Origin of the sequence: Desulfoscipio sp. XC116 (genome assembly GCF_039851975.1) — a bacterium.
Taxonomy (GTDB): domain Bacteria; phylum Bacillota; class Desulfotomaculia; order Desulfotomaculales; family Desulfallaceae; genus Sporotomaculum.
Window position 1 is genome coordinate 3,528,936 of sequence record NZ_CP156660.1, and the last position, 12,161, is coordinate 3,541,096.

At 50.2% G+C, this 12,161-nt stretch carries 12 protein-coding genes; 6 read left to right on the forward strand and 6 right to left on the reverse strand.

Annotated features, from left to right (window positions below):
- Window positions 1–213 precede the first annotated feature (213 nt).
- From ABDB91_RS16710 to ABDB91_RS16725, 4 genes are all read right to left on the reverse strand, one after another.
- The gene (locus ABDB91_RS16710; RefSeq protein WP_347488811.1) at window positions 214–1,140 is read right to left on the reverse strand and encodes an ABC transporter ATP-binding protein; all 927 of its coding nucleotides are present in this window, start codon (window positions 1,138–1,140) and stop codon (window positions 214–216) included.
- The gene (locus ABDB91_RS16715) at window positions 1,140–2,078 is read right to left on the reverse strand and encodes an ABC transporter ATP-binding protein (RefSeq protein WP_347488812.1); all 939 of its coding nucleotides are present in this window, start codon (window positions 2,076–2,078) and stop codon (window positions 1,140–1,142) included. The genes ABDB91_RS16710 and ABDB91_RS16715 overlap by 1 nt, the downstream gene beginning before the upstream one ends.
- A complete protein-coding gene (locus tag ABDB91_RS16720; protein WP_347488813.1) occupies window positions 2,071–3,069 on the reverse strand; it encodes an efflux RND transporter periplasmic adaptor subunit in 999 nt (332 codons plus the stop codon). Before ABDB91_RS16720 ends, ABDB91_RS16715 begins: the two co-directional genes overlap by 8 nt.
- Before the next feature lie 284 nt (window positions 3,070–3,353).
- Window positions 3,354–4,202 carry an MBL fold metallo-hydrolase gene (locus tag ABDB91_RS16725; protein WP_347488814.1) on the reverse strand — a complete coding sequence of 283 codons (849 nt, stop codon included), beginning with the start codon at window positions 4,200–4,202 and terminating at the stop codon, window positions 3,354–3,356.
- 260 nt (window positions 4,203–4,462) lie between these two features.
- Between ABDB91_RS16725 and ABDB91_RS16730 the strand changes: the two genes are divergently transcribed.
- The gene (locus ABDB91_RS16730) at window positions 4,463–5,086 is read left to right on the forward strand and encodes a TetR/AcrR family transcriptional regulator (protein WP_347488815.1); all 624 of its coding nucleotides are present in this window, start codon (window positions 4,463–4,465) and stop codon (window positions 5,084–5,086) included.
- Window positions 5,087–5,353: 267 nt separating this feature from the next.
- Here ABDB91_RS16730 and ABDB91_RS16735 read toward each other — a convergent pair whose 3' ends face one another.
- Window positions 5,354–5,695, reverse strand: a complete 342-nt coding sequence (locus ABDB91_RS16735; RefSeq protein WP_347488816.1) for a cupin domain-containing protein — start codon at window positions 5,693–5,695, stop codon at window positions 5,354–5,356.
- Between the two features lie 177 nt (window positions 5,696–5,872).
- Complete coding sequence (locus ABDB91_RS16740; protein ID WP_347488817.1) at window positions 5,873–7,402, reverse strand: long-chain fatty acid--CoA ligase; 1,530 nt, start codon at window positions 7,400–7,402, stop codon at window positions 5,873–5,875.
- 429 nt (window positions 7,403–7,831) lie between these two features.
- Here ABDB91_RS16740 and ABDB91_RS16745 point away from each other — a divergent pair, with 429 nt between their 5' ends.
- From ABDB91_RS16745 to ABDB91_RS16765, 5 genes are all read left to right on the forward strand, one after another.
- Window positions 7,832–9,244: an OB-fold domain-containing protein gene (locus ABDB91_RS16745; RefSeq protein ID WP_347488818.1), complete on the forward strand. Its 1,413-nt coding sequence runs from the start codon at window positions 7,832–7,834 to the stop codon at window positions 9,242–9,244.
- Between the two features lie 249 nt (window positions 9,245–9,493).
- Entirely contained in the window at window positions 9,494–10,672 is a 1,179-nt protein-coding gene (locus tag ABDB91_RS16750) for an acetyl-CoA acetyltransferase (protein ID WP_347488819.1), read from the forward strand.
- 82 nt (window positions 10,673–10,754) lie between these two features.
- Window positions 10,755–10,973, forward strand: coding sequence for a hypothetical protein (locus tag ABDB91_RS16755; RefSeq protein ID WP_347488820.1), 219 nt, complete (start codon window positions 10,755–10,757; stop codon window positions 10,971–10,973).
- A 107-nt stretch (window positions 10,974–11,080) separates the two neighbouring features.
- The gene (locus tag ABDB91_RS16760) at window positions 11,081–11,521 is read left to right on the forward strand and encodes a MaoC family dehydratase N-terminal domain-containing protein (protein ID WP_347488821.1); all 441 of its coding nucleotides are present in this window, start codon (window positions 11,081–11,083) and stop codon (window positions 11,519–11,521) included.
- Between the two features lie 51 nt (window positions 11,522–11,572).
- Entirely contained in the window at window positions 11,573–12,040 is a 468-nt protein-coding gene (locus tag ABDB91_RS16765) for a MaoC/PaaZ C-terminal domain-containing protein (RefSeq protein ID WP_347488822.1), read from the forward strand.
- The last annotated feature ends 121 nt before the right edge of the window (window positions 12,041–12,161 follow it).

A 12,161-nucleotide genomic window follows, 5' to 3' on the forward strand; every position in this document is an offset into this window, starting at 1 on the left:
AGGTGATTAGATCATCATTTAATGCCGGAAAATATAGCTTAGCTTGTCATTGCGCGAAGCGAAGCGACGCGACGCGGCAATCTCATGTTGGGCTGTTTACACAGTTTGGGATTGCTTCGCTTGCGCTCGCAATGACAGTTGCAAAACATACCAGGAAAAAGTAATCTGAGTTTTTTCAACAACATGCCTAAAAGCCCCATTCCAAGTGCCTTGTTAATCCATGAAGCCGAGCGCCTGTTGGTTTTTACCAGCCAGAGCAATAAAGACGTCCTCCAGTGATGGAGTGATGGGTTTGGGTAAGGCTCCCGCGAATTCCGCCAAAGCCGTCAGACTGGCCTTACTTTCCAGCAATACGTGCAGCAGCGGACCATGCACAGAACATTCCTTTACGTAAGGCAGTCGTTCGATGCCGTCCAGGCGGTCCATGGCGTCGGGCAAATCCAATTCCACCAGGCAGCCTTCCAAAACGTTGCGTTTCAGGTTGTCCGGAGTATCCACGGCCATCAGCCGGCCGGACGAAATAAAGGCAATTTTATCACAATACTCGGCTTCGTCCATAAAATGTGTGGTGACCATTACCGTAGTGCCTTCACCGGCCAAACGCCTGATGATATTAAAAAAACGACGCCTGCTGGTGGGGCTCACCCCGCTGGTGGGCTCATCAAGAAATACTATGGCGGGCCGGGCGATAATAGCACAGCCCAACGCCAGCCTTTGCTTCCAGCCGCCGCTTAAATTAGCCGCCAGCTCATCTTCCCGGCCGGTCAAGCCGGCCATGTCCATCATTTCCCGCACCCGGTTTTTCCTTTCCCGACGGGATATATTATACAACCCGGCATAAAAATGCAGGTTTTCACCGGCGGTTAAATCATCATACAAACTAAATTTTTGGGACATATAGCCGATACGACGCTTTATTTCTTCGGTTTCCCGCACCAGGTCGCGGCCTAAAACAGCAGCCGTGCCCGATGTTGGTTCCAGTATGCCGCAGAGCATCCGTATAACAGTGGATTTACCCGCTCCGTTGGGTCCCAGAAAACCATAAATATCCCCCGGTTCAATCTGCATGGTTAATTTATCCACAGCCGTAAAACTGCCGAAAACCTTGGTCAATTGGTCGGTAGTTACCGTGTATTTCACTAAACCACCTCTTTTTCCGCCAACGCAATAAACACATCTTCCATGGTGGGACTGACCTCCGCCCAGCGCAATCCATCGCCCAAACCCTTTTCCGACAGGAGCCGCTCCATGGCCTGCCGGGCTGCCGGCACGTCTTCCACTACCACGCGATATTTATCGCCGTAATACGATACGTCCACCACTTGGGGCAAACCATTAAACAGCTCGGGACGGCGGACATCAATCCGCACCTCCAACACCCGATAGGGGAAATCACTTTTCAGCCTGGCCGGGGAATCAGCCGCCACCACCCGGCCCCGGTCTATGAAGGCTACTTTTGTGCACAGCTCCGCTTCGTCCATATAGGGCGTGGATACCATAATGGTCATACCCTGCCTGTTCAGCCGATACAATATACGCCAAAATTCCTTACGGGATTCCGGATCCACCCCATAAGTGGGCTCATCCAGCACCAACAGGCCGGGCCGGTTGACCAGAGCGCAGGTCAGGGCTAATTTTTGCTTCATACCGCCCGACAGATTATCGGCCAAGCGGTCCTTAAAGCGTAAAAGCCCGGTCATTTCCAATATTTTTTCCGCCCGCTCCTTAATAGTTGACCGGTTTAGTTCATACAGAGCGCCAAAAAAATTGATATTCTCCATCACCGTCAGATCACCGTAAAGACTGAACCGCTGGGGCATATAACCAAGTGTAACCCTGCCTTCGGCATGTTTATCGCGGGACATACCGGTCTGTTTCCGCCCGGCGCTGCCCTCCCCTAAAAGCACCCGCCCGCGATCGGGCGCCATCAGCCCGCAAATCATGCGCATTAAGGTGGTTTTACCCGCTCCATCCGGGCCTACCAGGCCGAAGATATCCCCCGCCGGAATACGCATGGTGACTGCACCGACGGCAATGATATTGCCGAAATCCTTGCCCAGTTTTTCTATTTTAATCATGGGCCGCCCTCGGACCAAAAGTTACATCGGCGGGCATGCCGGGTTTCAATGCGCCCCCGGCGTCATTTATCTTTATTTCTACGGCAAATACCACATTGGCGCGTTCTTGCTGAGTTTGAATAGTTTTAGGTGTAAATTCACCCTTGGCGGCAATTTCCTCCACCTCCCCCTTAAACACTTTGTCCGTACCACTAACGGTGAATTGCACCTGCTGGCCCAATTTAATAAAGGGCAGATCAACGGTGGGTATATATACTTTAATCCAAAGGTCGTTTAAATCGGCCACGGAGGCCAAAGAAGAGCCCATCTGCACGTACTCCCCAACCTCGTAATTTCTGGACAGTACAACACCTGAAATGGGACAATAAATCTTCAAATCCTCCAGCATGGCATCACTGGCTTTGAGCACGGCCTTACTGCGCTCAACCTCTGCCCGGGCCGAGTTAATTTGTTGAGGGCGGCTGCCCGACTCCAGCAGTTTGAGCCTGGCCTCGGCTGCCGCCAGCTGATTTTTAGACAAATCAGCGTTCGTCCGCGCTTTATCATAATCCGCTTCCGGAACAGCATCGCTATGGTAAAGTGCCTCCACCCTGGCCAAATCCGTATCGGCCTTTGCCAAGTTAACCTTGGCGATATTCACCCCGGCTACAGCCTCGCTTTTTTCCTGTTCCCGGGCCCCGGATTGCAAATCCGCCAACTGAGCTTCGGCCTTGAGCACACCCAAGGCATCCCGCTCCCGCTGTGCCGTCAGGTCGCTACGGACCAGTTCGGCCGCCAATTGACCGCCGGTTACGGTATCACCGGTATCCACGGCCAGTTTGTTAACAGTTCCGGACATTTTAACATTCAGCTCCACCGTAGTGGCTTCGATGGTGCCGGCGGCCTGAATAAGCGCAACTTCGCGCTTGTAATAGTGTTCATGGGCCCAGTAAGATCCTGTCACCAACAATAGTAGAATCAACACCGCCACCACCCGCTTTTTGTTGTCCATAAACCACCGCTCCCTTCACCTGCCGGATAACTAATTGATTTGTATAGTGCCGCAAAATAGACATAAACAAAACACCAGGTAAACTATATATACCCAATTAGTTTACCTGGTAACATAATAGCACCGCCTCCGGCAAATGGCAATATATTTTATAAACTTTTATATAACCTCTATGACATTCGATGGATGTTGCTAATCCTCCCAATTATGCTGGAAAACCTCCACTAAACCTTGTCACGGGTTTCTTGGAGGTTTTTATCATATACTGATTCGTATTTACTTTGTTATAATTCCACCACGGTGCCGGCATTGTTAAAGAAGAATTTATCGCCAAATTCCCGTGCCAGCACCGCTGCCGGTGCCAGCCCGGTACAGTGGGATACGCCTATTCTCTCCACGCCCAACTTGCGCAGCGCGGCCATAGACCGGTCCAACTGCTCCCGCTGCGCCCGGAAAAGATGTGTGCCGCCCACCACCGCGTAAATTTTCTCTATACCGGTTATTTTTTGCGCGTGCATCAGCGTATTCACCATGCCCCTATGGGCGCAGCCCAGCACTACAACCAATCCCCTGTCCGTTTTGACAACCAGCGCCTGGTCGTCGGGCAGGGTATCGGGCACAAAACCTTCCTCCGCCCGTATAAACATATTGTCATCTACCTTTTCAAAGGAAGTAACCAGGGGCACCTCGCCCGTGGCTACCATGTATTCATTTAGCCACACCGGCTCACTTGACTCCATAAACACCGCCCCCAGCCCTTCCAGCTCCTCACGACAATAGGGCATCCCAATATGCCGGTACATTTTTTCCCCACTGCCGGGCAGGGGCAGGCAGGTATACTTTTTATCCCATATTTCCGGGTGCGCATAAATCTCCACCCTTCTTCTTAAACGCTGCAGCAAAAAGCGCAGACCGCCCGTATGATCGGCATGCCCATGGCTAATAAGTATTTTATTTACTTTACTTAAATCAACATTTAAAGCCATAGCATTGCGCAGCATGGAATCACTAAGCCCGGTATCCAAAAGCACCGTCTTATCCCCGGCCTCCACCAGTATGCTTAACCCCCACTCCCCGATACAACCCAGTCCAGCCACCGTGTTTTCACAAAGCGTAGTTAAACGAACCTGCATTTTGTACCCCCGTTTCCTTTACCGTAGAACTTTCCTCAATCCCATACCGGGATAAAGCAATCCCCACAGATTAATTTTTCCTATGTTCATAATCTTACCACAAAGGTCGGCGGTTAGGTAGTATATTACCGGCTGACCTTTTGTAAATCGCTTTAATACAACCGCAGGCTTTGATGCAATATTAAATATTTTATTAATTATCTAATTTTTCAGATGACAGGTTGTCGAATGTTTGCTATAATTCATATGAGGTGACTCGGTTGTCATATCAACATAATGAGTTTTATCCGCTTAACAAAGCTAAAACTCCCAAAGGAGAAATTACCCAGCAAAAGCTACTGGAGGCGGCCGAGGAGATCTTTGGCAGAAAAGGTTATTACAATACCTCGGTGGTGGAAATCACTCAAAAAGCAGGGGTGTCTCAGGGCACCTTTTATGTTTACTTCAGCGGTAAACAGGAAATTTTTCGTCAACTGGTTATTATGCTTAATCACACTATACGACAGGAAATTCAAATAGCCATCACCGGCATTGAAGATCGCAGAAGCAGAGAACGCATCGGCTACAAAACTTTTTTCTCCTTTGTCAGGCGTCACCGAAACCTCTACAAAATAGTTTTGGAAGCTCAGTGGGTGGATGACGAGATCTGCCAATGGTATTTTAAAACTTTTGCCCAAGGTTACATAAAAGGCCTCCAAGGGGCTATGAATAAAGGGGAGTTGCGCAGATTAGACCCGGAAACCCTGGCATATTGCTTAATGGGCATAACCATTGAAGTAAGCAAAAGATGGGTATTATGGGAAGACCGGGAGATACCCGAACATGTCTTTGAAAATATGCTGGAGTTTATTTTTCACGGTATGCTTAACGACACCGAAGAATGATATTTTTTTACGCAAAAAACTGAGAGCTGAATCAAGTTTTAAAAAATATTAAGCTTTTTAAAACCTGACAATTTTATAAATTCAAAGATGCGCACCATGCCAAGATACTATGAATATAACCTACGGCGCTTGAAGCCCGTCATTGCGGGGAGCGAAGCGACGCGTCAATCTCCGTCCTACAGCCCGCATTTCTTTGGGGACCTGCTTCGGAGTCTGAGATTACTTCGCTGCGCTCACAATGACAGTTGCAAAACATACCAGAAAAAATCATGCGCGAATCATTATCAGGAGCATTTTAAACCTTTCCACCGCCCGCAGCGCATGGGGTTCATTTGCAGGCATAATAACCATTTCGTCCTTTTTCAACCGCAGTGGCTTCCCTGATATAACTACTTCCGCCTCACCATCCATCAACTGCACCATAGCATCAAAGGGTGCGGTATGCTCGCTTAATCCCTGCCCCTTACCAAAGGCAAACAAAGTTACCGTACCGGTCTTTTTATCAACCAGCGTCCTGCTTACCACCGATCCTTGCTGGTAATCAATAAACTCTGCCGGGCTGATGACCTCGGCCAGCGGTGCCGAGGTATTGCCATTAAAATCGTTCATTTGCTTCAAACCTCCGTAAGAACTAATAAATTATTCAATCCCCATTGAAATTTTTCCGCCGAGGATTGCAAATCACTAATTTATTGTTTCTTACTGCGGGAAAAATATCCTCACACCAGCGGCGTTTGGTATGCCAACCGATTTACCCGGTAAATGGACGAAAAATAAATATATTTCTCAATTATCTTCCCGGTAACCGTCCCTCAAGACTCTTTTTAGCACCTTGCCGGAAGCATTTCTAGGCAACGCTTTAATAAATTTGTAAATCCGCGGTATCTTATAATCCGCCAAATAACCGGCACAAAAAGCTTTGAGCTCCTCGCCGGTAACAATAATCCCCGCCTTAGAACAAACCATGGCCGTAACGGTTTCCCCCCATACCGGATGCCGCACTCCGATTACCGCGGCTTCCAGTACCCCGGGGTGTTGATACAAAGCGTGCTCCACCTCGGTGGAATAAACGTTTTCACCACCGGTGATAATCATATCTTTTTTGCGATCGACCAGAGTGATATAGCCCTCATCATCAATAGTAGCCAGATCACCGGTATACAGCCAGCCGTCTTTAAGTGTCTCAGCAGTTGCTTCAGGGTTTTTATAATATTCTTTCATGATTGTCTCGCCCTGAATGATAAATTCGCCCACCCGGCCAGGCGTCACATCACTCCCGACATCGTCCACTACCCGGGCCTCGGAGTTGATAATAGCCTTTCCTCCTGCTCCGGGTTTGCGCAATTGATCCTCGGGCTCAAGCAAAACTCCGCCCGGTCCGCCTTCGGTCAACCCACAAAGATTATAGATGCGGTCGGTGGGGAATTTGGCCAGCGCCTGCCGAACCAGTTCCATGGGCATAGGGGCCGCGCCGTAACCAAAACGAGTTACCGAACCAATATCATAATCGCTGAAGTTGGGCACCTGCAGCATGAAATTATACATGGTGGGCACCCCGAAGAAAAGAGTCACGCGCTCCCTTTGGATAGTATCAAGCACTGCCCGGGGCTCAAAGGCCCGCATAACAACGTGGGTGGCCCCCACGTACATACCCGATACCAAGAATAGATTCAGCTGAGCCGAATGGAACAGCGGTGCCACATGCAGCAAGCGATCCCGCGGGTTAACTCCCATATGCACCACCATCACTATACCTACGTGTATAACACGGTGATGGTCAAAAAGCGCCCCCTTGGGGCGACCGGTGGTACCGGAGGTGTACAGTATTTCGCAATCATCCCACCCTTCCACCATTACCCCCGGTTCTTCAGGCGAAACCCCGTCTACCAGGGCATTCCATTGCAAAGTACCGGCTGCCCCCTCCCCCGACCCGGCGCAAATCATGTTACACACCCCAAACAGTTTAGCCCGCAGTGAATTTACAATATTCACATACTCGGGATCATAAATTAATGTGCCACTGTCCGAATGATTAACTATATATTCAACCTCCGGCACCGCCAAGCGAAAATTAATGGGCACTACTACCGCTCCCAATCTTAAAGCGGCCATAAAAGCAATTACATACCGATCCGAATTTTGCATCATCAAGGCCACCTTATCACCCTTCCGCACCCCCAAACCAGCCAGGGCATTGGCCAGGCAGTTGACCGATTCATTTAACTGCCTGTAACTGTATCGCTTTTCCTCATAAATTAAGGCTTCTTTGTCCGGGTGTCGCCGGGCGTTCCTGGCCAGCATACCACTAATGTTCATAATCATCCCTCCTCTTTAATGGTCACCGTAAACGCAAAAACTATGCCGCTGGGTTAATCCGCTGAAATCAGCGGTCTGAATATTTTGAATTGACTCCCAATTGTACCGATTTCAGCACAACCGTCTTGCTATCAACACAGACAATCACGCCGCTAGCTTCGAATAACCCATCTAAATAAGGGTTTCGTGCTTCTCACGTCCTGGCACATATTTTGCGGTAATAATTATACGTAAAATAATTTGCGGTTTTTGTAATAGCTTATTCGGGAACGGCCGTATAATCTATCCTTAGCCAACATCTACAGTACGTCAATAGTGCATTAATGCATCAACCAAATGAATAAATTTATTTTTCAATAGTATTATTCACAAGCATAAATATCCAATAACAACCCATTAAAACTAATCATATAAGGAGGTATTAGCATTATGGTGGGTATAACCGCCTACGGCGCCTATATTCCATTTAACCGCCTGGAACGTAAGCGCCTGGCCGAAGCCTTCGGGGAACCGGCTCCCCCGGGGGAAAAAGCGGTGGCCAATTATGATGAGGACAGTGTAACCATGGCGGTGGAAGCAGCCCGGGACTGCCTAACCAGCATCCATCCCCGGGAACTGGAGGGCATTTATTTCGCCACCACCACACCGCCTTACGCCGAAAAACAATCCGCCACCACCATAGCCGGCGCGCTGGATACCACGGATCTGGTGCGCACCGCCGATTTCACTTCCACCCTGCGGGCCGGCTCCACCGCTGTGCTGGCTGCCGCCGATGCGGTTAAATCAGGAGCCCGCAGCGTACTGGTAGCAACGGCTGATTGCCGCCTGGGGAGCGCCAAGGGACAGTTTGAACAGATCTGCGGCGACAGTGCGGCCGCTTTAGTTATTGGCCGACAAAACGTACTGGCTGAAATAGAGGGCAGCTGCACAGTGGCCGGCGATGTGCTTACCCAGTGGCGTGACAATACAGACCGGTACGTGCGTGCCTGGGAGGATCGCTTTGTTATTACCCGCGGTTATGGCCCACTGGTAACAAAAGCTTTAGCCACTCTAGCCGGTAAATTAAAAATAACGCCTAAAGAGATTACCAAGTTGGTGCTCTATGCACCTTCCCCCCGCTACCAAGCGGGTACTGCTTTATCTCTTGGCTTTGACATGTCCCAAATAGAGGACGGTTTATTTAATACGGTGGGGCTTACCGGTGCGGCTCACGCCCCGTTAATGCTGGCCGCGGCGCTGGAAAAAGCCCGGCCGGGGGACCGCATATTAATGGTCACCTTTGGCGAAGGGGCAGATGCCATATTGCTGCGCGCTACGGATAACCTCAAAAATTACGCTCCCCGGCGGGGCGTATCGAGAATGCTAAATTCCAAAAAAACTTCCCTAAGCTACCAGACCTATTTGCGTTGGAAAGGCATGCTGGATTTTGAGCCGCCCAGACGCCCGGACCCCAACCGCCCCTCGGCCCCGGCCATATGGCGCAACGCCAAAAAAATTCTAGCTTTCTACGGCAGCCGCTGCACCAAATGCGGCACCCCGCAAATCCCGGCCCAGAGGATATGCGTACACTGTCAGGCTAAAGACAGCATGGAGCCATATTGTTTTGCGGATATAAGCGCCCGCATTGCCACCTATACGATTGACTATTTAACATTTTCCCAGGACCCGCCCACTGTCTTTTCGGTAATTGATTTTGAGGGCGGCGGCCGATTGCTCTGCGAGATGACCGACTGCGAACCCAATAAAATAGACATCGGCATGGAGGTGGAAACTACCTTCCGCAAGCTCTACCGGGCCGGGGGCATCCACAATTACTACTGGAAGGCCAGACCTAAAAGGTGACTTACCCTAAATACGTATTTCATTCCTCTGACGGTATCTTTCAAAACAGCAGCGGCTCCGGCCAAAACTAAATTTACATTCCTTTATTGTGCCCTGCGGACGGCTTGGGGAGAATCACTATAAGTTAACTTCTAATAGTCATGCATAGAACCGCATCAATAGCATGGAGGGTTAACCGGGAATTAAGCTTTTCATCATCCGATGGCGCCGCGTTAGCGGCAGGGATGCCTATTAAGGAGGTTTTTATAAATGAGTATCAGGGATAAAGTAGCCATAGTGGGCATGGGCTGCACCCGTTTCGGGGAGCACTGGGACAAAAGCGCCGACGATATGCTGGTGGATGCCGCCTATCAGGCGCTGGAAGACGCTGGGCTGGCCCCCGGGGATATCCAGGCCTACTGGCTGGGCAGCTGTGCTTCGGGCTGGGCGGGCATCAGCCTGTCCGAGCCTTTAAAAATACAGTACAAACCGGTGACCAGAATCGAAAATTTTTGCGCCACCGGCACGGACGCCTTTAGAAACGCCTGTTATGCCGTGGCTTCGGGGGCTTACGATATTGCCATGGCCATCGGTGTAGAAAAGTTAAAAGACTCGGGCTACAGCGGTCTGGTAATTACCCCGCCTCCAGGTGACGGCACAGCCCCCAATTATTCCGCCCCGGCCGCCTTTTCACTATTAGCCCCGGCATATTTTAACAAGTATGGCCTGAACCTGGAAACCGGCAAGCAGGTGCTGGCCCGCATCGCTTACAAAAATCACAAAAACGGAGCGTTAAACCCCAAGGCTCAATTCCGCAAGGAAGTCCCTATGGAAAAAATTCTAAAATCCCCTATTGTGGCAGCACCTCTTGGCGTTATGGACTGCTCCGGGGTGGCCGACGGATCGGCTGCCGCCATTATCGTACGAGCTGAGGACGCCAAAAAGTACAGAAAAGATCCCATATTCGTAAAAGCCCTGTCCGTGGTCTGCGGGCCGGGGCACGGCGCTATGCATCAAGACTTTGACTTTACTTCTATCCGGGAGACTTATTACGCCGGGCTGGATGCTTACCGCCAAGCGGGTATCACCAATCCGCGCAAACAAATCAGCATGGCTGAAGTGCACGACTGTTTCACTCCCACGGAGCTGGTTATTTACGAAGACCTGGGCTTTTCGGAAAGGGGCCGGGCTTGGCAGGACGTACTAAACGGTGTTTTCGACCTGGATGGTGAGCTGCCGGTCAATCCGGACGGGGGGCTCAAATCTTTCGGTCACCCCATTGGAGCCAGCGGCCTGCGCATGTTGTACGAAATGTACCTACAGTTAAGAGGACTGGCCGACTCCAGGCAGCTGGACAATCCCCAAATAGGGCTCACTCACAACCTGGGCGGCTTCCCCTGGGAGGCAGTGTGCTCGGTATGCATTGTAGGCAAAGAAAGGCAGTGTTAAACGTTATTAAAATAAATTTAATTTGCCGTTATATACCGACTGCATCCATTTGCTCATTAAACGACTATGCAAAGGAAAACCTATGCAAACCCTAATATGCAGTAAATATTTATGCCCGGTAATCGGGCGGGAAGTGCAAGTGGAAGAGTTGTACCACCTGGAGAGTACCTGTACCTGCCAGATAGACACCCGGTTAATTTCCTGGCACTGCCTGTACAGCAACAGCTGCCCTAATCCGACAGCCTGCCCCCTGTACCGGGAATACTCAACTACCGGGGAAGAGTCTTTACCGGACCAATAGCAGTCTATAACCCCGGCATGCGACAAAACAAGATTCTTTTTTCAACACCCGCTAACAGAATAAACACCAGGGCAGAATACCAAAGTAAACCACTAAAGGAGATATTTATGAGTAACCACAGCAACCTGGTCGGCGCCGAACTATCCCGCTTTTCCTTTACCGTGGAAAGGGGGAAAATACAGGAAATGGCCCTGGCCATAGGGGACGACAACCTGCTTTATACCGACCCTGAATACGCCCAAACCCTGGGCTACCAGGATATCATCGCCCCACCCACCTTCGGTACCTGCATGGATTTCTGGGGAGGCCAGGACTTTATGAACCTGTGTCTTAACCTGCAGATAAACCCATTAAAGGTGTTGCACGGCGGGCAAGAATACCGTTATTACGGCGAAATCAACCCCGGAGATCGAATTGAAGCCTGCTGTATGCTTAAACGATTTACAGATAAGGATAAAATGCGTATCTTCGACCTGGAAACCAGTTACCAAAACCAAAACGGCGTAACCGTTTTAGTATCACACAGCACGGTCATCGAAAGAAAGTAACCCCGCTGCTGAACCAACAAAAACACAATTATGTTATCGGGAGGTATCCATGTGAGCCAAGCGTGTCAAGACAGCAAGGCAAGCCGAACTCAAACTGTCTGCTTAGAAGATTTAACCGTGGCAGAACCCCTGCCCCCGCTTGTCAAACCGGCTATAGACAAAACCCAGCTGGTTAAATACGCCGGGGCCTCCGGTGACTTTAATCCGCTGCATTACATGGACGAGGTGGGGCAAAAGGCCGGCACCGGCGGAGTAATCGCCCACGGTATGCTGATCATGGGTTTTGTGGGCCAGGCGGTTACCCGTTGGATTCCCAACCGCAATTTAAAAAGCCTCACAGTACGCTTTGTGGACATTACCAAGCCGGGAGATAAAATTACAGTTACCGGTTCAATCACGGATAAAAGGGTGGACCATAGCACCGGGCTTGCTTCAGGACAGGTTATCGCCACCGATCAAAATGGTGGTATAAAAGTCAAGGGCACCTTTGAGGCAGTTCTGCCGCTAAAGCAAACCTAATTGAGCAGGCTCAATACGCCGGGAGTGCCCGGGTTGCATAACTTTCAACCTTTCAATACCCGGCACCGAAGTCCGAAGTTATCGGCGAAGTGTCAACGCATCAAAGTTTATCAAAGTCAGT